At 35.7% G+C, this 21195-nt stretch carries 18 protein-coding genes; 2 read left to right on the forward strand and 16 right to left on the reverse strand.

Going from position 1 to position 21195, the window contains the following annotated elements; genetic code table 11:
- Positions 1–80: 80 nt before the first annotated feature.
- The 8 genes from FHY45_RS05875 to coaA all read right to left on the reverse strand — a co-directional run bounded on the left by FHY45_RS05875 (position 81) and on the right by coaA (position 7659).
- Positions 81–230 (reverse strand): YvrJ family protein, encoded by a 150-nt coding sequence (locus FHY45_RS05875; protein ID WP_066099896.1) that lies wholly within the window; start codon positions 228–230, stop codon positions 81–83.
- 74 nt (positions 231–304) lie between these two features.
- Positions 305–523, reverse strand: coding sequence for a DUF2922 domain-containing protein (locus tag FHY45_RS05880; protein WP_139891149.1), 219 nt, complete (start codon positions 521–523; stop codon positions 305–307).
- A 42-nt stretch (positions 524–565) separates the two neighbouring features.
- Positions 566–778, reverse strand: coding sequence for a DUF1659 domain-containing protein (locus FHY45_RS05885; RefSeq protein WP_066099901.1), 213 nt, complete (start codon positions 776–778; stop codon positions 566–568).
- Positions 779–1233: 455 nt separating this feature from the next.
- On the reverse strand, positions 1234–3009 hold the full coding sequence (locus FHY45_RS05890; RefSeq protein ID WP_257468983.1) for an ABC transporter ATP-binding protein: 1776 nt from the start codon (positions 3007–3009) through the stop codon (positions 1234–1236).
- Between the two features lie 32 nt (positions 3010–3041).
- Positions 3042–4781: an ABC transporter ATP-binding protein gene (locus tag FHY45_RS05895; protein ID WP_139891151.1), complete on the reverse strand. Its 1740-nt coding sequence runs from the start codon at positions 4779–4781 to the stop codon at positions 3042–3044.
- A 391-nt stretch (positions 4782–5172) separates the two neighbouring features.
- On the reverse strand, positions 5173–5922 hold the full coding sequence (gene pssA, locus FHY45_RS05900; RefSeq protein WP_139891152.1) for a CDP-diacylglycerol--serine O-phosphatidyltransferase: 750 nt from the start codon (positions 5920–5922) through the stop codon (positions 5173–5175).
- A 207-nt stretch (positions 5923–6129) separates the two neighbouring features.
- Positions 6130–6693 (reverse strand): maltose O-acetyltransferase, encoded by a 564-nt coding sequence (gene maa / locus FHY45_RS05905; RefSeq protein ID WP_139891153.1) that lies wholly within the window; start codon positions 6691–6693, stop codon positions 6130–6132.
- 30 nt (positions 6694–6723) lie between these two features.
- On the reverse strand, positions 6724–7659 hold the full coding sequence (gene coaA, locus FHY45_RS05910; protein ID WP_139891154.1) for a type I pantothenate kinase: 936 nt from the start codon (positions 7657–7659) through the stop codon (positions 6724–6726).
- Positions 7660–7821: 162 nt separating this feature from the next.
- Between coaA and FHY45_RS05915 the strand changes: the two genes are divergently transcribed.
- The gene (locus FHY45_RS05915) at positions 7822–8766 is read left to right on the forward strand and encodes an ATP-grasp domain-containing protein (RefSeq protein WP_066099910.1); all 945 of its coding nucleotides are present in this window, start codon (positions 7822–7824) and stop codon (positions 8764–8766) included.
- Between the two features lie 225 nt (positions 8767–8991).
- Here FHY45_RS05915 and FHY45_RS05920 read toward each other — a convergent pair whose 3' ends face one another.
- Both FHY45_RS05920 and FHY45_RS05925 read right to left on the reverse strand, forming a co-directional pair.
- Positions 8992–11298, reverse strand: coding sequence for an SEL1-like repeat protein (locus FHY45_RS05920; RefSeq protein ID WP_139891155.1), 2307 nt, complete (start codon positions 11296–11298; stop codon positions 8992–8994).
- Between the two features lie 37 nt (positions 11299–11335).
- Positions 11336–13087 carry an Hsp70 family protein gene (locus FHY45_RS05925; protein ID WP_066099917.1) on the reverse strand — a complete coding sequence of 584 codons (1752 nt, stop codon included), beginning with the start codon at positions 13085–13087 and terminating at the stop codon, positions 11336–11338.
- A gap of 388 nt (positions 13088–13475) precedes the next feature.
- Between FHY45_RS05925 and FHY45_RS05930 the strand changes: the two genes are divergently transcribed.
- Complete coding sequence (locus FHY45_RS05930) at positions 13476–13733, forward strand: hypothetical protein (RefSeq protein WP_139891156.1); 258 nt, start codon at positions 13476–13478, stop codon at positions 13731–13733.
- Between the two features lie 113 nt (positions 13734–13846).
- Here the strand turns inward: FHY45_RS05930 and FHY45_RS05935 are convergent, their stop codons facing one another.
- The 6 genes from FHY45_RS05935 to pxpB all read right to left on the reverse strand — a co-directional run bounded on the left by FHY45_RS05935 (position 13847) and on the right by pxpB (position 20984).
- On the reverse strand, positions 13847–15127 hold the full coding sequence (locus FHY45_RS05935) for an ADP-ribosylglycohydrolase family protein (RefSeq protein WP_139891157.1): 1281 nt from the start codon (positions 15125–15127) through the stop codon (positions 13847–13849).
- A 530-nt stretch (positions 15128–15657) separates the two neighbouring features.
- Complete coding sequence (locus FHY45_RS05940) at positions 15658–16512, reverse strand: malate synthase (protein WP_066099925.1); 855 nt, start codon at positions 16510–16512, stop codon at positions 15658–15660.
- 744 nt (positions 16513–17256) lie between these two features.
- The gene (locus tag FHY45_RS05945; RefSeq protein WP_066099928.1) at positions 17257–18447 is read right to left on the reverse strand and encodes an NRAMP family divalent metal transporter; all 1191 of its coding nucleotides are present in this window, start codon (positions 18445–18447) and stop codon (positions 17257–17259) included.
- A gap of 77 nt (positions 18448–18524) precedes the next feature.
- On the reverse strand, positions 18525–19304 hold the full coding sequence (locus tag FHY45_RS05950) for a LamB/YcsF family protein (protein WP_066099931.1): 780 nt from the start codon (positions 19302–19304) through the stop codon (positions 18525–18527).
- Positions 19297–20274, reverse strand: coding sequence for a 5-oxoprolinase subunit C family protein (locus FHY45_RS05955; RefSeq protein WP_066099934.1), 978 nt, complete (start codon positions 20272–20274; stop codon positions 19297–19299). Before FHY45_RS05955 ends, FHY45_RS05950 begins: the two co-directional genes overlap by 8 nt.
- Positions 20268–20984 (reverse strand): 5-oxoprolinase subunit PxpB, encoded by a 717-nt coding sequence (gene pxpB / locus FHY45_RS05960; RefSeq protein WP_139891158.1) that lies wholly within the window; start codon positions 20982–20984, stop codon positions 20268–20270. The genes FHY45_RS05955 and pxpB overlap by 7 nt, the downstream gene beginning before the upstream one ends.
- Between the last annotated feature and the right edge of the window lie 211 nt (positions 20985–21195).

Genomic DNA, 21195 nt, shown 5'->3' on the forward strand with positions numbered 1-21195 from the left:
TACACTGGCACTTAGTATTCGCAAGGAGTGATGGTCCAATAAAAAAAGCTCGCCATTCTTACTGATGGCAAGCCTTAGAATTATTTTTTGATCAGTTCACTAAGCATTAAAGGTAATGATTGTATGGAATTATTCAGCATCTCCAGTTTTCCTTCAATACGGTATAAAAGATAAACGGTTACCACAATAGGAAAACCCACATCTTTAATTAACGGAATTAAATCGTTCACGGATTGCCACCTCCTCGCTCAATCCTTTAAAAATGGCTAATCCAGCTTATTTGGATTAGCCATCTGTTCATCAATTACACAAATGAATATTCGGTTTTTGCTGTTTCAACTAACTGTGCTTCTTCTTTACTAACGTAATAACCTGATTTTGTTAAGAATACTTTCGATTCAATAATGATATCCATTGCCTGTCTAACCGCTTCTTGGTCAACTGGCATTTTTGGGTTATCAATTGATAGTTTAGCAGTTTTACCTTCTTCTGTTAGAAAATATAATTCTAGAACATTTTCCATCTGTAGCCCCTCCTTTCTATCCGATATTTCCTTCTACCGATACTAGATTTGCCAAGTATCCAAGCGCCTTACCCCTGCTACTTCATGGACTTGAAGAGAGATAATCGCATTCGCACATCGTTTTAATGCTTCACCGTCTGCCCCATTATTAATATTGGATAGTGTTCTTTTTTGGGTGATTGGTTCCCCTTGTGCATCAACCCCAACAACAAATTCAATTTGCAGCTTTGTTAACTCTAAGAATTGATTTTCCATGTTCTCACCTCCTTTTCACCTCTTATATATAAATAAAGAAGCTAAAAAGGAGCATCTATAAAAATATTATTTCTCTATTCTTAGCTAGTTTGATATTTCTGGGCAACCGATGTATTTATCTCGATATCGTGCTGTTTATGATATTAGGCAATCATTCTTCCTATTATAAATTTCTTTTTTGAATGCAATTTGTACTTTTTTGGAAGTAAAGTACAGTTTTATTCTTGGCAGAAATATCCCTGTACTGATGAATGTAATTGTAAGACCGAAAGCAAGATAGTATACATGCTCGGTGCAGGGCTCTAGCGTCAGTTGAACTAATCCGCTAGTCTCCCACTATTCGTTATTGCTTCTCATTCGTTTGAAGTGAGGATCTTGACTTCAGTTTGAACGAAAAAAGAGCAACGGAAGTAAATCCATTGCTCTTCTTTTGAAAAGCATATTATATAGTGAAATCAAGTCGTGAATTGGCTTTCATATAGTCTGTGATAATACCCTTTATTTTGAATAAGCTCGTTATGAGTTCCATGTTCCACAATCAACCCATCATCGATGACATATATACAGTCAGCATTCTCGATTGTTTTTAAGCGGTGTGCAATTACAAAGGTTGTACGACCCTTAGTCAAATTCTTCATTCCGTTTTGAATGGCTATTTCTGTGCGTGTATCAATACTTGAAGTGGCTTCATCCAATATTAAAATATCTGAATCTGCTAAAACCGCTCGTGCAATCGAGATTAATTGCCTTTGACCCTGGCTTAAGTTGATACCACCCGATGTGACGACTGTATTATATTGATTTGGCAAATGTTTAATAAACTGGTGTGCAGCAGCAATCTTAGCAGCTCGAATGACCTCCTCATCAGAGGCATCCAGTTTACCATAACGGATATTCTCCATGATTGTTCCAGAAAACAAATATGTTTCCTGTAGAACGATTCCTATCCTTTTTCTTAAATCTTCGACTAAATAATCCTCTATTAATCTGTCATCAATCCAAATTTCACCGCTTAATCGATCATAGAATCTTGATAGCAGATTAATAATAGTCGTTTTTCCTGAACCAGTTTTGCCTACCAATGCTATGGTTTGTCCGCTTTTAGCTTCTAAGGAAATACCTTTTATAATTTCCTTCTCTTTCTCATAGCCAAATCGAACACCTTTAAATCGGACATTCCCTTTTATAGAAGTCGCTGGTATAGCTCCCCTTTTATTCTTTAAATCAGGTACTTCATCCATTATCTCAAACACACGCTCAGCTCCTGCTATAGCGGATTGAATCGTATTCATCAAATTGGATAACTGATTGATCGGTCTGAAAAATAATCTTGAATACGTAACAAAAGCAGCGATTACACCTATTGTTGTCAGCCCATGCACCGACATGATGGCCCCAGTGCCAATAATCAAGCTAAGGCCGAGATTATTGATAAAGTTATTGACAGGGCCGAGAAAACCACCATATGTATCAGCCTGTATAGCCGATTCACGCAAGTCCTCATTGATCTTTTTAAACTCCTTGATGGTTTCCTGCTCTCGTCCAAAAAGAGTGATGACCTCTTTGCCGCTTATTGCTTCTTCTACATACCCATTCAGGTTACCTAAATTTTGCTGCCTCTTGGCATAATTACGGCTGCTCACTTGGATAATCTTTTTGGATGTAAAGATCATAAGGGGTATCACCAGAAATGAGACAATTGCCAACATCCAATTTAATGCAAACATGGCGATTGAGACACCAATGATTGTCAGTAAGGAAGAAAAAATCTGGACTACACTTTGGCTTAATGCATTATTTAAATTATCAATATCGTTGGTTACCCGACTCATTAAATCGCCGGATGAACGTTTATCAAAAAATCGGAGGCTTAATGTATGCAGGGTTGAAAATAATTCTTCTCTAATTGTCCGAATCGTTTTTAATGAAATATGTATCATCAAGTTTTGCTGAAGCCAGGTAAGAATCGCACCTACTATATAAATAACGGCTAATAACAAAGTCATTCGAATAGAACCATCTACATCTTTAACAAGTACATATTCATCAATTGTAATTCCAATATAATAAGGACCAAGTAAATTGATAACAGTCGAAAATAGCACGCATATAATTGACGCAATCAGTGTCAAATTTCGCCTTTTAAGATAAGACCATATTCTTAGAACCGTTTCCTTTTGATGTTTTGCCTTGCTTTTAGGCCCAAATGAATGTCTGTGACCTGGTCTCATATTCACTTGTTTTTGAGTTTGCGTCTGCTGGCTCATAGATGGCTCACCCCCTGCTCACTCTGTATAGAACATAATTCACGATAGAGTTCATTTTTTCGGTAAAGGTCATTATGGCTGCCAATTCCAGTTACTTTACCATCCTCAAGAACCAAAATTTGATCCGCATGTTTTAAAGATGAAAGCTTTGAGGAAATAATAATTTTGGTTGAATCCGGATATTTATTTATCAATACTTTTCGGATACGGCTTTCCGATATCGCATCCACAGCTGAAGTAGAATCATCCAATATAATAATGGATGGCTTCCGGATAAAAGCCCGGGCAATGGATATTCTTTGTCTTTGTCCACCTGACAGATTAGTTGCCCCCTGAGTGAGTTCATAAGCATAATCCGGGTCTAATTGTTCTACAAATTGAAGGGCTTCAGCATTTTGAAGAGCTTCTGTCATGTCGCCCTTTGTTGCATTTTCATTACCCTGAGTTAAATTCTGGCTAATGGTTCCAGAAAACAACAATGCTTTCTGCGGTACAAACCCGATGGACTTTCGTAATTCTTGTATATCCATGTCTTTGATATCTATTCCATTCAACAGGATTTGTCCTTCATCCACGTCATAAAGTCTCGGTACTAATTTTACCAGTGTTGTCTTTCCGCTACCTGTTGCTCCAATGATTCCAAGTGTTTGTCCACTCGGTACACTAAAAGAAACATTAGAAAGAACTCTCTCCCCATTTTTGCTATAACTAAAGCTCACATTTTTGAATTCCAAAGTACCTTTATCCGGTATAGGAACGAACGGTTGTTCAGATTGTTTAATGTCTTGCTCTGTATTCAATACATCAACAATTCGCCCAGCAGATGGAAAGGCTCTAGTGATTTGCATGAGAACATTACTGCTTGTCATAAGGGAGTTCAAAATGATTGTTAAATAATTTATAAATGCTACAATTACTCCCACATTCAAGCTTCCGTTATCAACCTTAATCGCACCCATCCAAATAGCAGCAACTATTCCCATATTAACGATAAACAATAGTATGGGCATTAAACCCATAATGACTTGGTCAGCACGAATATTCACCGCTGTTAATTCCTTATTAACAATCTGAAATTGTTTCATTTCATGGTCCTGTGTACCGAATGCTTTAATTACCCGGATTCCGGCAAGGTTTTCCTGTAATTTCGTATTGACACGATCAATTGCCTTCTGCACCAATTGAAAAAGATGACCGGCCTTCCATGTAAATAAAACTATTAATATTGTCAATAAAGGTACAACTGCCAGAAGAATTGGAAAAAGTTCTCTGGCAGTGAAAAATACAATAATAATACTGCCAATAAACATAATCGGGCCACGAACAAATATCCGTAAGGTCATCATGACAGCCTGCTGCACGGCTGTTATATCATTCGTCATGATGGTAATCAATTTTCCAGCACCGAATTTATCCGTATTTTCACCGGAAAAGTAATCAATCTTCTCGAAAACATCTCTGCGGAGCTCAGTTGAAAAATGAATCGCTGAACGCGTACTGAATATCGTACTTCCCATACCACCAAGCAGCCCTATAATTGCAGAGAACAGCATAAATATACTCATTGTTACTACATAACGACTATCACTCGAAGCAATCCCTTTATCAATAATATTTTGCATGATTGTCGGCTGAATCAGGTCCATAGTTACTTCCACAATCATACATAAGGGGCCAAGCAATACAATTAACTTGTATGACTTTAGATATTTGATTAATGCTAAAAAAGAATTCATAAAAATACCCACCTTCACTTATGCTGTCAAACAATCAATTTCATTTACTTAGGATAATAGCTAGAAATAGTTGCAGGATAGCTTATCTCGGATGTCTTAATTTTCAGACTCCATATCTAAATCTGAATCCTACCCTTTCTTTCCGATTGTTACATAGGATTCTTCCCCAGCTATCCATTTCTCAAAAATTAACCATAAATAAACACCCCAAAAGTCAGATTCGAAATCCAACATTTGGGGTGTGAAAAAACTCGGAGAATCATAACACGTTTGAATCAATCCACAAGTACTCTTAAAGATATGAGTCCTCTTATTCGTGGTAAACCTGAATGCCTTTTCCCCGTCATAGAAACCAAAAAGGAATATAAGGTGCAGTAGACTCAATAGGTCATTATTTCTTTTTCATTCCTTTTTTAATTTTCTTTTTTCTGACCCGAATCGTTCTCATTTTTTTAAGGCGAAACTTAGGTGTCTTACCTTTAATGTATCGGGCAATGATAAAGATAATATAAATAGCAATGGCAACATAGAAAAATTCAGGAACACTTTTAAATCCTGACTTTGCAATAAGATAAAACATATACAATAGGAATAAAGTTATAATGACCGTATAATAATTTAATTTTACCTTTTTGAAGCTTGGGATTTTAATGGTACTGACCATCAAGATTGCCAAACTAAAGAATATAATGACAAATACGCTGACATGAATCCAGTTTTCAAATAGTACTAAAAAGGCAACAAGTCCCCCTGCAAATGTAATTGGGATTCCTTTAAAATGCTTTAATGATTCCTCAGTAGGCGTAATATTAAATCTTGCAAGTCGATAACATCCAAAAAGCGGGAACAAACCGGCAATCAAAAGACCATATTGTTCAAAATCGTATAAATATGTATAAGATGCTAAAAAGGCAGGCGCGACCCCAAATGATACAATATCAGCCAATGAATCAAGCTGTTTTCCCATATCATCGGCTACCCTTAAAATTCTTGCCATTCTTCCATCCAGCGCATCAAGCATCAATGCAATAAAAATGAGTATAGTCGCATTTCGCACATCCCCGCTGATAATGTAAGAAATGGACAGATAACCACAATAAAGATTTCCTAAAGTCAATAAATTTGGTATATGTTTCTTCATTCTTCACATCCTCAATTTTGTTCGTACTTCATTTGAAGTTATAAGTGCTATTATATCTTAAACTATTAATTAAATTTTATCAAAAGTACCCATATAATGTAATCAAAATAATCTCATTTTAACAATAAGTTCATTTATCAATGGAATAATAGCACCAAGGAATATTATTCTTCCTACACAACTCATTATGTAAATGGGAATAGAATCTTATTCTTTATCAATTCGTTTTATAATGCGGGCTGGGTTACCGCCAACAACCACATCATCTGGAATATCTTTCGTTACAACAACTCCTGATGCTACCACTACATTGTTACCAATTGTAACACCTGGATTAATAACCGCCCGACCACCAATCCATACATTGTCACCAATTGTGACCGGCTTTCCATATTCTTTACCGGAATTTCGTTCATCAGGGTTGAGCGGGTGTGTAGCAGTATAAATATGAACACCAGGTGCAAGCATACAATTTTGACCAATTCGCACTTCGCATGTATCTAAGATAACACAATCAAAATTAGCATAAAAGTTTTCACCAACATGAATATTGTACCCATAATCACACCGAAAAGTCGGTTCAATATAGCAATTTTTTTCGGTTGAACCGAATAACTCTTTTAATAAAGCGGTTCGTTCTGCATAATCAGTTTCTATCGTCTGATTATATAGTCTCGTAAGCTTCCTGGCACGGAGACGGTCATGGACGAGCTCTTCATCTAGTGGCCTATATAATTCTCCATTAATCATTTTCTGTTTCTCAGTTGCCATAGTTCACCTGCTCCCTATGAGTACATCCTTTTAAATCTTTCTCAATTTCACCGAGGAAATAGAATGATCTGAGTCCTTCTTAAGAATAATGTTCGCTCTCGTTTTAGTTGGAGCAATATTTAAGTCCAAGTTGATTTTATTAATGGTGTTCCAAATATTTGTTGCAATTTCGTCTGCTTCTTCATCCGTCAAATCGGCATAACGATGGAAATAAGACGCCGGATTGGCGAAAGCGGTTTTACGAAGCGTTTTAAAACGTTCAACATACCAATTATAAATATTATTTTCAGTGGCATCGACATAGATGGAGATGTCGAAGAAGTCTGATACGTAAACACTTGGAAAATGATCATCCTGTTTAGGAGTTTGCAGAACATTAATTCCTTCCACGATGACGATATCCGGTTGTTGGATGACGGTATATTGGTTAGGCATTATATCATAATATAGATGCGAATATATAGGTGCCTTCACTTTTGGATGACCAGCTTTAATTCTAGATAAAACCTTGATTAATTCCTTCGTATTATAACTCTCAGGAAAGCCCTTTTTGTCCATTATTCCTCGTTCCTCCAGCACAGCATTAGGATAGAGGAATCCATCGGTTGTGATAATTTCTACCTGTGGAGTATTTGGCCATCGGGATAAAAGAGCCTGAATAATACGGGCTGTTGTACTTTTCCCTACAGCCACACTTCCTGCTACACCAATAACATATGGCACTTTTCTTGTGGTATTCCCAAAGAATGTGTCCGTGACCGTGTGCAGCATTTGTGATGAGTTCACATATAAATTTAATAAACGGGTTAACGGCAGATAAATAGTCGTAATTTCCTCAACAGAAAGCTTTTCATTAACACCTTGAAGTTCTTCTATTTCCGATTGAGTCAATGTCATTGGCGTATTAAATCGCAAGTTAGCCCAGTCTTTTTTTGAAAAATATCTGTATGGCGAAAAATTTGGCATGGTATCTCCCTTTTAATCTCTTTCTCAATCAACAGTATAAACTTTGCCAAACGGTTTTTCCACTGCAATAATTATTTTTCCTAAATTTCAACATTTGACCCAATTCCAAGTTAAATGGTATGATTTTCATAAATTGACGAAAACTAGAGGGAGATTTTCCTAATGACACATATACATATCATTCATGAAAATGATGACTGGACCAATCATTTAATTAATAGAATGGAAGAATTAAACCTTCCATACAAAAACTGGCATTTAGCTGAGGGCTTAGTCGATTTGACGGATACACCGCCAGATGGTATTTTTTACAACCGTATGAGTGCGTCATCCCACACACGCGGACACCGTTATGCACCTGAACTTGCTAGCGGAGTAATCAACTGGCTCGAACGTCATAATCGAAAAGTATTTAACGGTTCAAAGGCTTTAGGAATGGAAATCAGCAAAATCAATCAATATACAGCTCTTCAAGCTTCAGGTATCAAAACTCCTGCCACGATTGCAGCTGTCGGTCGGAGTAATATCATTTCTGCCGCTAAAAAACTTGGAATGACACCTTTTATTACTAAACACAACAGAGCTGGAAAAGGTCTTGGTGTGCAGCTATTTCAATCTGTAGAAGCCCTAGAGGAATACGTAAACAGCCCTCTTTTTGAAGAGCCAGTAGATGGGATCACACTCATACAGCAATATATCCTCTCTCCTGATTCTTCAATAACCCGTTGTGAATTTATTGGAGGAAAATTTCTTTATGCTGTTCGTGTGGATACATCAAAAGGTTTTGAATTATGTCCTGCCGATGCCTGCCAAATAGAGGATTTATTTTGCCCAGTTGGAGAACAAGAGGATATATCTCCGCAATTTAAAATTATTAAGGATTTCAATGATCCTATTATTGCGAAATACGAAGAATTTCTTACCTCAGCAAGTATTGACATTGCCGGAATTGAGTTTATCCGTGATCAGGATGGAATGATTTACACATATGATATCAATACAAATACAAACTATAATTCCGACGCCGAAGCTGAGGCAGGCCTATATGGAATGCTTGAGCTCGCAAAATTTTTGGGAGCCGAATTAGATAAAGCAAATAGGTCTTAATCTAGCCTGTAGTTTTAATATTCTTTACCTATAATCTTAAAGAACGAAAGACCTCCAATTGTTTTTACAATTGGAGGTCTGTTAATTATATAATGAAATTTTTTTCATATAGAGCTAACTATACCATTACCAATTAGATGGTATTAAAGTTAATTTAACGTATTATTTATTGAATCATTTCTTGTATTAATTAGCAAAACGACTAACCCAAGGTCAAAAAATAATTTATGGGTTCTTTGTCTCTATAAAAAGAGAGGTAAACGCGACTTGCAGCAATGTAGTAGCTATTGGCAAGTCCCCGTTATTTTCAGCCACTAATGCACAAGTTAATGAACCGTACAACAATAACACCGCAAATACATATACGGTTAACTTTCCATTAAATAACCGATTAATTATTTTTGTAGTATTAATTATTGATACGATTATCAACAAAAAAATACTTATTCCAATATACTTTAATACACTAAACTCTGTTAATACGTTTTCTGCAGACCACTGGATAGCATAATAGATACCTGATGCGAATAAATAAGTTTTTACTCCGTCAAAAATGATTGTTTTAACATTGACCTTAATTGCGTCATTTGGACTATGAACTTCCTTAATAATATATAGAGGAAACAACACTATTAAATATATTCCCACAGAAACCCAGTTTACTCCATAATTTAATAGGAGGGATAAAAATTCCGGGATTTCTCCAACGTCTGCTTCAGTTAACCAAGGTTTAATTAACCCCTCCGTGTAAAACAACAAGAAACAAACACATCCAAACAATAATATCGCTATGGTTAATATCCGCTTTTTATTTAAATATATATATTGTACAATCTTTGCCTGAAGTGTCCTTATATTATCAAACTTGATTAGTTGATTTAACCATGATGGATTTATATAGAAATACAAGCTTGTAAAGATCATCCATGCAAATAATATCCCAAAATAGATTAATACATTAGCTATATTAAAATCAGTTGGAAGAACTTCTTGTAAATAATACAAAGATACTAAACACAATAAAATATAAGAACCTGAAGTTATCCCAATCATTATAATTGGTCTATAAGTAATCTCTCGCTCTATTTTTCTTATTCTTCCTTTAGCCGTTTCATCACTTACTTTGTTGTAATGAACCAGTGCTTTTTTATAATTCTTAGTAGTGCCTTTCCCTTTATAATAACAGTCACCTAAATCTAAATGAGCTTGATTGTAAAAATCATTCGAAGCATGCAAATTATTGACAAATTCCTTTAAATGACTAAAACCAACTTGTTCATTTTTTACGCAACCCTCTCCACTGAAACACATCTGACTTATCCGATACAACGAATTTTTATTATTTCCTTTTTTAGAATTGTTTTTATTTATCGCCTCTTCATGTAATTTTATTGCCCTATTCAGATCCCTAGGAAGGCTATCTGTACCTGTATAATATAATTCAGCTAATTCATACAGTGCATAACTGTGATCAATAATATTAGATTCTTTAAAATGCTCAAAAGCTTTATCAAACTCTTTATTTTTTAATGCCTCACGACCACAATGATACTCATAATCTTTTATAGAAAGAACTTTTTGCAATGTTTGTTGAGTATCTTCCTCTCCAAAATCCTTATGCCCGACATTGGCGATATAATAATCCGTAACAGGAGAAATACCTTTAATGCCAAAATACTTGTGGTTTTTTAATAAAAACAAGATGAATTTTTTTTCATCGATACCTTCTTCTTTTACTTTCTCCAATAAAATATCTTTGAAATAAATGGTAGTAATATCCTTATCTTTTATATTCAGTAATAATTGGATAAACATTGAATATTTTAGAAAATGTTTATATTCCTCATAGTGATCTTTGAAATCATTTGTTAAGAACACTTCTTTTTCAAACTTTTTCAGGATATCCTTCTTATTAATATATTTTTTATAACTACTATCATTTGGGTGCTCATCATATATTTTTTGTAAATCATCTTGTTTTTGCTTGATTTTATTTTTGACTGTTTCATAGTTTGCTTTTTCATCAAATCCAAAAGCAGTAAATAAATTCACTTCTCCTAACTGTTTCAATTCATTTTCATAAATGGCTAGCTTATTAAGTAGATTCATTGATATGGCTTCATCTGGTCTTTCTTTAGCTTTAAATATCTCTTTGACTATTTTTTCAATTTCCGATTCATCTAGATATTGATGGTATTGTTTCTTTAAAGCTTCAAGATCCATATCCTCTTCATTAGATTCGATTAATCTAGTTTTTAGTTCCGATTGCTTCTCCTCTTTAATTTTCAAGTAATACCGTTGTCGTTCTGTCGGATTTTTTAAAATATCAAATTCATGTGCTTTCAATCTCTTTAAATTTTCAGACGCTTCATCGCTTTTCTTACCTAAATGTTTTAGCTTTAATTGCTTCCATCTGTTTTCCGTTTCTAAAAAAGCTTTATTTATTTGCTCTTCATACTCAGAAGTAGGATTTAATATCAGCGACTCATCCACTTTAAGTTTAAACAAATCAAAATAATTATCATTCGTCATATCAATCACCACATTCCAAGGTTGTATGATTTTCTTCTTAATTGAATGATTGGTGTTTATTACGTTCTATAGCTCGTTTTGTTTCCTCAGTGGATAAAGAGTTCGAAACATCAAAAGTACCATTATACATACTATTTGTTTCTTTATGAAAGGCACTAACTTCCAATAAACCAGCACTATTCATGCGAAGTGTGATCTCAATAGGTGTTCCCTTCGGCATGCTATTTGGAAACTCAAGTATTCCTGATCCAATTTTATTACCTTCTTCAAGTTCAGCCTTTGCACTCATAGTAAATGATTCATATACGTCAATATCCACTCCAACTTGCCCTTCATCCATCGTATAAAACATCAGGGTTTGTTTTTGTGGAAGTTCATCATTTCTTTTTATAAAATTAAAGATTACTAGTTTATCTCTGGAAGAGCTTTCATAGGCTGCTGTTCCGTATGTTCTTGGAGAAACATTTGTAAAAATCATGCCACGCGATTCTTGCTTTTGAACCATATGTCTTGGCAGTACATCTTCATACTGTTTGATTATGCTTTCATTTCCCTCCTGAATCGCTTCTTTCACAAAATCATAATCTTGCTCGCCAACTGATTTTTTTACCAATTGCCAGTCTTCTTCACTGAATTCCACATAATCATTGCTTGCACAAATGGCCGCTCCCTTTGCAACAGCCTCATCCAAGTCTGCTTCTTTTGCTTTAATACCATATTTACTCTGAATTAATTTTGATACTTGAGGCATTTTGGAAGAACCCCCGACTAATAATATGTCGGTAAGTTCTTCATGAAGATATTTATTTATTTCTTCATTCGTTATAGCTTCAATATCTTTTCCATATTTTTTCGCTGCAGCAATTTTCAAACATTTATCTGTATAACTAATACTTCTTTCTAATAGATCCTTCGTTTTTTCATCAAATTCGTTGCGTGTCATCGTAAAGTTTATTCGTCCTGAATCACCAATAATCATAATTGGTGCTGATTCTCTGTTGCTCAGAGTTATTTTAGTTTGTTCCGCCTTTAAAAATAACTCCTGTAAGATATCCAGGTTTTCTCTAGGGTCTTCACCCTTTTCTTCTATATATTTTTCAGCAAAATATTGAACAAGTGCATCATCCCAATCTTTCCCGCCTAATGTATGACTACCATCTGTACAAATAACTCGCGGAATACCATCGTGGACTTCAATAATCGTAACGTCAAATGTACCTCCGCCTAAATCATAAACCATAACGGTTTGTTCTTTACCCTTATTAACATGAGCATAATTTAATGCTGCAGCTGTAGGCTCTGGGATAATATTCATTACATTTAAACCTGCAATCTTGCCTGCAGCCTTAGTTGCCTCTCTTTCAGCCATACCAAAATAGGCAGGACAGGTAATCACCACATCCTTAATATCTGGATTTCCATCACTTAATTTCCCTATTTTCCTTAGCTCAGCATTAGCATCCTTGACTATTTTCGTAAGAATCTTTGCCGAAATCTCTTGTGGAGACATACTTATTCCATGAATTGTTCTCATAATTGGCGCCTTTGTTTCATCGTCTATTTTCCCCATATCACGCTTAATAAAGGCTACCGTATTATCCGGTTCAGATACCAAGCTTTGTTTTGCTACTTCTCCTACTACAATATTTTCCTGTGATTCAAAATAAACAACAGATGGTGTTGTAGCATTGCCTTCTGCATTTTTTAATACAATTGGATTTTGGTTTTCATCGATATACGCCACACATGAAAAAGTTGTTCCCAAGTCAATTCCTAGTCCTTTGACCATTTGCCCTCTCTCCTTCACATTAGCTTGTTTTCGATTTTATAAGTCTATTTCTCTTAATAAGAGCATTTATTCTATATTAATATAATTTCTCTAAATTCTTATAATTAAACGTTAATTCAAGTTATTTAACGATTTTTTATACCTGATTGGTTGGTCAGATTAAAGTTTGTAATTATATAAAAGATAAAAAGTGAATTAACAGCTACGGTATCAAATATCGTATATTAATTTTTATAACGAATAAAAACACAAAGGCTTTACTGCCATTGTGCTCTTAGAATAATGGTTCAAACTTATGTATATGTTGTAATCAAGCACTTGAATTTGTTTATCCATCAAGCAACACTTATAATAAACCTGATTCTATACAAATAAAGGAGTTTCTATCGTGATTGAATTTTACAGCTGGCCCTTATTAAAAAATTATTTAATAACAGAATACGATTTTCAGGAGCACGGACTTGAAGAAGCATTCAGCACATTCGAAAGAAAGGTAATTTTAAAGCATGGATTAACAACTAGTGCTCAGCCTGCCACTTTTCCTTTTAATTGGTTAACAGAAGATGGAGTGGATGTGACACTTAACTTTGCCTTTATCTTTGATGAAGAGGAAGAAGAAAAAAAGTATGCGATTGTTATGTATTGATACATATACGTGAGGATTACGCCCAGATGATTATTTAAAATACTCTGGATATAATCCTTTATTAATTACACAATATTGGTACTTAACATTCTTCTTTCCGGATACTCACCAGTTTAACAAATTCCATTAATACCAGTAGAATTATTCTCATCAATCGTTTTCAACCTTTTTAGCCACTTCACCATGCATCCATTCTCAAAAAAGCTTAGCAGAACCCCCTCGCTGAATCGCTCCGCTCGAGTGGCACCCATAATGAGTGCAAGGATACATTGGGCATCGAGAGAATCCTCATCCGCATTACGCATTGCTTCCTGATTCCATTTAAGACCATTCCTCTCCAAAATATCACTGTAACTGGTCAAATTGTATTCCGGATGGGATTCAGAAAAGTGATAGAATTCCTTAACAAATAAATTTATAAGCTTTTTATACATGACATATGGCATTTGGATGGATTGCCCTAGTGTTTCATTATACTCTCGATCTATAAACCATTCACCAAAGGAATCCGTATCACAAATTTTAGGTATATATTTTGTTAGTACTGTGAACTTACCAGAGTGATGTTCGTTCTTATAAAGACACCAGTCATCGTAAATAGACTGCAGTTCATCATCCAAATAGGTTAATACCTTTTCCTTCAGGGTTTCAGGTACTCCGTAATACGCTTCCGCTATAGCGCCGGTAATGGCTGCCAGAGTATCACTATCTCCACCAATCGAAATGGCATTACGAATTGCATCTTCAAAGGACGTTGATTCTAAAAAAGCAACAATCGCTTGCGGAACGGTCTCTTGGCATATCTCATTAAACACGTATGTGTCTCGGATTTGATCAATTGAGAAATCTAAATGATAGTAATCACAATTAATCCTATTTTTAATTTCATTTTTGGTTAACCCCTGCCTTGCCATAAATATAGCTACTGTGGTAGCCTCAGCACCCTTTATTCCCTCTTCATGATTATGGGTTGTTCTGGTAACAATCTTAGATAAATCCCTTGCTTCGTTCTCGGTTCTTGCTAAAAATCCTACAGGACTTATTCGCATTGCTGCCCCGTTTCCAAAACTGTTATAAGGTTCGGGATTCTCACTGAAGACCCATTTCGCAAACATCCCACCAAATCCACAATTCGGATATTTACGCCCCAATTCTTGCATATATGTAATCGACATATTCTCAAGAAGTGTCTCGTACTCACCGTCATAATCCCCTGCAGTGATAGAAGAGTGAATAGACCCTTCTGTCTCCATAAAAGCTTTAGCAATCGCAAGAGTCATAATGCTGTCGTCCGTTACTCGGCACTCTTCGGTAAACAACTCAAATTCCTTGCTACGATGATTATTAAATTCAAAACGAGATCCAACAACATCACCTATAATCGCACCAATCATAAATAATCCCTCTCTCTCATTACTCAACTCACTATTTCAAGGCTTAAAAAACGAAAGGAAATTTAGACAGACAACTGTAACAACCTTTAAGTCATTAGCATTACCTTGGTAATAAAAAATCAAATTTCTAATGTTCCAGCTTCTCTTACTGAGGTTTCATTGTTCACGAAAACAAATATAGTTTGCCAAAGAGCTATTCAAATTTTTAAATATATCTACACTTCAGTAACCACTCACAGTATAAAATTAATTATATATACGTCTCCACCAATATTTTAATATAACATCAAGTGGTTCATATACCTATAAATCAAAAATCAGATTTTTAATTTCACTTTTTCACACGGCATAAAAAAAACCCTAATCTCCGCTCAGAGATTAGGGTACTTTCATTCGAATTAAAACTGTTTCAATCTGTGTCATTCACTCAACCTAGAGTATACTATATGTGTGTACACATGATCCTGTTGGTTTTAATGACATATGCTCGCTATTTTTTATTCGTTTTCAACTAATCTTTAGACTAGCGTCTAAGTACGCATTATAGCGCCATTAGGCTTTGGTATATCTTGTTCCATGATCTGATTCATTTTACAAAAATGATTAAAGAATTGCTGTGCAAGTTCTCGTTCATTCGGGTCACTTTTCAACGAAATGATAGCAAGTAAAATTTGAGCCATCCATAAATTATCGAAATAACGGTATTTACCTGTATTCCATGTCATTTTTTCTGGATTTTTCTCATTTACATAATATTCCCAGAAAGCCAACTGATCTGATTCCTCTTCTGTAAGTTGGATTCTGTATTTTGAATGAGCAGGAATAATTCCATCTTCACACATCTTTCCGACAAAATTTTCATGCACCATATAGACACCTAAGATACGTCTGTCTTTTTCAGACATATTGGAATCGACTGCAGTTAACAGGACAGCGCTATTTTGATGTAAACGGACTGGCTTGTTCGGATTTCCTTTGTTTTTACCGCTTTTTATTACACCCGAAAAAACCTTCCACTCTGAAAGAGAACTATTCTGTTCTTCTGTGTCACACCAAAAAACCATTTGTGATTCAGGATGTAGCTTATGATGCTTCATAAGTTTTTCGTGTTCTACGCGAAGTTCCTGTTTTTTTCGTTGTAGTTTTTTTTCTTCTTCCTTTTTCCATTCTTCCTCTTTTAGTTCATCTTCCTTTTTTTGTATAATTTCTTCGAGTGACTTAGCATCACTTTTATCATGTAGTTTTAGATGCTCTCCAAAAACATCAGGGTAAACAAACATTTTATTTTCCGATTCGAAATTTATTTCAATTTTAGACTCATTATGCCCAACTATACTACCCGTTCCAAAACGTTTGTGTGTAACTTTCTTATTGATTAGATTCATTATTAAAGTCCTCCTTGTATATAAAAACTCGTTTACTAATAAAGTGAAACTTTGCTCGGTGAAGGTTTTCTTTCATCCCCTCCCGAGCATTCGTTGAACCAATCGGGTTCTTACCGACGCTTATCTCCGCCTTAACCGTGATTGCTTCTGCTTACGTTTGAAGGCGGAGTCTTAGCACCAGTTTGAACGGGATAAATAGTTTATTGAAAATTTTATTCAACTAACTTACTTTAAAGCTTAAAAAACATCTGAATTTTCCTTCGTTTTATAAAAGTATATAAAAAAAAACGTATGCAAATTCTATCTGTAAAGAAAAGTCCAGCGGAATTTGAAATACGATAAAAAACAACTGTAAAACTATTATACCATTTTTTTGATATTTTTACAAATTAATTATTGACAAAACATTTTGTGTTGATGTAGAATGAAATTTTATTCCACGCACTTACGTATAATAACCATAAATTTAAGGTGTATAAAAAGGCGCAAAACTCTAAGGAAATCCGCTTAAATCACCGCTGATAAACAGGGGTGAATATAATATACAATAAGTTGATTCCTTTCCTGGAAAATTAACCGATGAATGAATCCGTGCCACGAACCATATATGCGGAACATTACATAAAAAGACCCTGATTTTCACAAAGATTATATGAACGAAATTAGGGTTTTGATTAAAATCTAGATGTTATAACTTCTCAATGGATTAAATGATATTGAGACTCATTAATCAAAGATTATTTACTAAAACAATTGTGACAAACCATTAATGAGTGAATAACCTCCCATTATCGCCATACCAATAACGATAACTACACCAAAAACAGTAAGCCATAAAGGCTGTTTATAGTCTCCTACTATTTTCTTCTTATAGGCTGCTATTAGCATAACACCAAGAGCCACAGGAAGAATCAAACCATTTAATGCCCCCACCAGCACGAGAATCTGTACAGGCTGGCCAATTGTCGCGAACACTGCCGTTGAAATAACGATAAAAGCTATGACAAACCATTTTTGATAACGATCAACAAAACTACTAAAGGTTTTGATAAAGGAAACCGATGTATATGCTGCACCTATAACTGAAGTAATGGCAGCAGCCCACATTATGACCCCAAACATTTTATATCCTACATTCCCTGCAGCTTGCTTAAAGACAGAGGCTGCCGGATTACCGGCATCCAAAACAAACCCCTGTGAAACCACTCCCAATACTGCTAAAAACAAAAATATTCGCATGATGGATGCAATGCCAATGGCACTAACCGCACTCTTAGTAACTTGAGGTAAATTTTGTTTTCCAGTCAACCCGGCATCAATTAATCTGTGCCCACCCGCAAAAGTTATATAACCACCGACTGTTCCTCCAACCAATGTGACAATCGCCAGCAGATTAATCTCATCAGGCCACACTGTATGTACAAGAGCTTTGGCATAGGGAGGATTAGCTGTGAACATTACATAAACAGTAAGAAAAATCATAATAAAGCCCATAATTTGTACAAACCGATCCATTACTTTACCAGCCTCACGAACTAAGAATATTCCTACCGCAACTAATCCACTTAAAAGCGCACCCCATTTTGCATCGACCCCAGTGATTACATTGATACCGAGTCCTGCCCCCGCAATATTCCCAATATTAAATGCTAATCCCCCTAATACAATTAAAGTAGCTAAAAAATAACCTAATCCCGGTAGTAATTCATTCGCTATATCCTGCGCCCTCTTTTCTGATACAGCTATAATTCTCCAAATATTCACCTGTGCCCCAATATCTATAATAATGGATATCAAAATAACAAAGCCCATACTCGCCAATAGCTGTTCAGTAAATACAGACGTTTGTGTTAAAAATCCTGGGCCGATCGCTGATGTGGCCATTAAAAAGGCAGCCCCTACTAAAATACTCAAATGCGATTCTTTCTTTTTCATACGACTCCCCCATCCAGCTTTGGCTCATTAGTTAGAATAACAACCAGCTGTATTCAAATGTCTTCCAAAGAGATTTTTTATATCAATTCATTTATGAAACGATCTATTTTTTGAATTTCGATATCTTCTCTTTTTAATGTTTCTGAGATTTGCTTTGCAAATTCCAACGCGTTTTCTCCATCTCCATGAATACAGACTGTATCTGCTTTTATCGTTATCACCTCATCCTGAACGGAAGTAACCCTCTGCTCTTTCACCATACGAACAACTTGATGAATGGCTTTTGTTGGATCTTTAATCAATGCATTGGCTTCCGTTCTGGAGGTTAATGTTCCATCCGCCTGATAAGTGCGGTCTGAAAAAACCTCACTGGCAGCACGTAAACCAATACGTTTGGCCGCCTTCACCAATTCTCCACCGGATAATCCAAATAAAATCAATTCAGGATCGACATCATATACCGCTTCCGAAATGGCTTCGGACAGAGCAACATCCTTTGCCGCCATATTAAATAAAGCTCCGTGCGGTTTTACGTGCTGTAGCTTGCCTCCCTCTGCCTTTGTAAACGCATATAATGCACCGATTTGATAGATTACCAGATCATAGGCTTCCTCAGGACTAACCCTCATTTCCCTGCGCCCAAAACCTATTAAATCCTGAAAACCCGGATGTGCTCCTATTCCAACTCCCTTCGAAAGCGCTAACCGTACTGTTTTCTTCATTGTCGATGGATCGCCTGCATGAAAACCACAGGCTATATTAGCTGAAGATACATAATTTAGTATCTCTTCATCTCGCCCCAATCGATACTGCCCAAAGCTTTCTCCCATATCGCAATTAATGTCAATCTTATACATATTGTTTTCCCTTATTAAATTTCATCCCAATTCCCCTTTTTAAAATTTTCAGTTGTTTTTCTTGATTAATATAAAGCTGCTGCGCCTCATCCAATGTGACGAATTCAAATTGCAAAGAATCACCCGGTTTTGCCTGGGCAACAACTGGCAAATCAACCGAAATAACTTCTGCTATTTTTGGATAGCCGCCGATCGTCTGACTATCAGCCATCAATATAATTGGTTTCCCATTTGCAGGAACCTGTATCGTCCCAAAAGTGACGGCTTCTGAAATAATCTCTTTCTGCTTAAAAAGTTCAAGCGAGACTCCATCAAGACGATAACCCATTCTATCTGATTGAGGAGATATTTTATAAGATTGCTTAGAAAAGGCATCTATACTCCTTTTTGTAAATTCTTCAAAATGCCTGCCCTTTAAAACCCTTACCTTTTTACGGCCTTCTGGCTCTATATGCAACAAGTCCGAAGCAAACCACTTCGTGCTAATTACATCCCTCTCAAGTTTTAAAGGACCAGCCCCTAAGTGATCGCCCTTTTGCAAAGGTCTCCCTTTGAATCCCCCTATTTGTGCACGTAAATAAGTGGAATAGCTCCCCATCACTTTTGGAATCTTTATGCCCCCGCGTATTGCTAAATAGGCACGGCATCCTGTCTTAGGCTGGCCGAATGTCAGAACATCCCCTTTTTGAATGTGAATAGGACTTGCCATTTGCATTGGCCTGCCATTTAAAGAAGGGGATAAGTTTCCTCCGCACAAAGAAACTATCGTATTCTCTAAAAATCGTATAGTTGGACCATAGAGGGTCATTTCAATCGTCGGTTCATTTTCATGATTCTGGACCAACAGATTTGCCATTCTATGAGATAACGGATCCATTGCTCCGCCTGTGATAATCCCATATTTTTTAAATCCATACCTTCCTAAATCCTGAATGGAGGTTAACAAACCCGATTTTTCAATTATTAACATTGCCGTTCCCCCTCCAGACTGACATACTCTTCATGGCTAATTGGTTTAAATTGAACCCGGTCCCCAGCTTGCAATAAAGTGGGTGACGAATCAGTTGGATTAAATAATTTCAGAGGAGTTCTGCCAATCAACTGCCAACCTCCTGGTGTTTCAATTGGATAAATTCCTGTTTGTTCACCAGCAATTCCTACCGTTCCCGGGGGTATATTTTGTCTTGGCGATTTTCTTCTTGGTGCTGAAATTTCCTTAGACATTCCTCCAATATAGGGGAATCCAGGTGCAAAACCAAGCATGTATATAAGATAATCACCACTTGAATGAATCTCAATAACTTCCTGTTCAGTTAAATAATTATATTTAGCCACATATACTAGATCCGGACCGTATTCTCCGCCATAGCAAATTGGAATTTTCACTCTTCTTTGTTCGTTTTTAATTGATGGTTGAAGACGGTCTAGCAATCTTTTTAATTCACTAGTGATTATTTCATATGGTAGCCGACTTTCCTGAAATGCTCGATAAACATATTCAGGAGAATAAAATAAGGTAAGTGTTGTATACGCGGGAACCACCTCAATCAGCCACTCAGGTTGCTCACTTTCCAATATGTTGCTTATCTTTCGGACAGAGTTATAGGTCTCTTCATCTATCTCTTTGCCAAATTCAATTAAAATTGCTCGGTCTCCAAGTGGATGTAACGAATAATTCAACTACCATCCCTCACCTTCCATCCCATTCAAGAGAAATATGTAATGTTTTGTAGAAATAATAAAAATATCCAGATATTCCATTATTATACTTTAATTGTTTGAATTATTAAAATATTTAAATTATCACCATTTATAATTTACTCCATTCGTTATCGTTGTAATTATCCTTACTTCAATTCAATTCTTCTGTTGATAAACTGAACCAAGATAA

The sequence above is a fragment of the Bacillus sp. D386 genome, from assembly GCF_006346415.1.

Coding starts and splice junctions, on each gene's coding strand:
- FHY45_RS05880 (WP_139891149.1), bottom strand. CDS start 523: ATGGAAAATGTTCTAGAATTATATTTTCTAACAGAAGAAGGTAAAACT.
- FHY45_RS05885 (WP_066099901.1), bottom strand. CDS start 778: ATGGAAAATCAATTCTTAGAGTTAACAAAGCTGCAAATTGAATTTGTT.
- FHY45_RS05890 (WP_257468983.1), bottom strand. CDS start 3,009: ATGAGACCAGGTCACAGACATTCATTTGGGCCTAAAAGCAAGGCAAAA.
- FHY45_RS05895 (WP_139891151.1), bottom strand. CDS start 4,781: ATGAATTCTTTTTTAGCATTAATCAAATATCTAAAGTCATACAAGTTA.
- pssA (WP_139891152.1), bottom strand. CDS start 5,922: ATGAAGAAACATATACCAAATTTATTGACTTTAGGAAATCTTTATTGT.
- maa (WP_139891153.1), bottom strand. CDS start 6,693: ATGGCAACTGAGAAACAGAAAATGATTAATGGAGAATTATATAGGCCA.
- coaA (WP_139891154.1), bottom strand. CDS start 7,659: ATGCCAAATTTTTCGCCATACAGATATTTTTCAAAAAAAGACTGGGCT.
- FHY45_RS05915 (WP_066099910.1), top strand. CDS start 7,822: ATGACACATATACATATCATTCATGAAAATGATGACTGGACCAATCAT.
- FHY45_RS05920 (WP_139891155.1), bottom strand. CDS start 11,298: ATGACGAATGATAATTATTTTGATTTGTTTAAACTTAAAGTGGATGAG.
- FHY45_RS05925 (WP_066099917.1), bottom strand. CDS start 13,087: ATGGTCAAAGGACTAGGAATTGACTTGGGAACAACTTTTTCATGTGTG.
- FHY45_RS05935 (WP_139891157.1), bottom strand. CDS start 15,127: ATGATTGGTGCGATTATAGGTGATGTTGTTGGATCTCGTTTTGAATTT.
- FHY45_RS05940 (WP_066099925.1), bottom strand. CDS start 16,512: ATGAATCTAATCAATAAGAAAGTTACACACAAACGTTTTGGAACGGGT.
- FHY45_RS05945 (WP_066099928.1), bottom strand. CDS start 18,447: ATGAAAAAGAAAGAATCGCATTTGAGTATTTTAGTAGGGGCTGCCTTT.
- FHY45_RS05950 (WP_066099931.1), bottom strand. CDS start 19,304: ATGTATAAGATTGACATTAATTGCGATATGGGAGAAAGCTTTGGGCAG.
- FHY45_RS05955 (WP_066099934.1), bottom strand. CDS start 20,274: ATGTTAATAATTGAAAAATCGGGTTTGTTAACCTCCATTCAGGATTTA.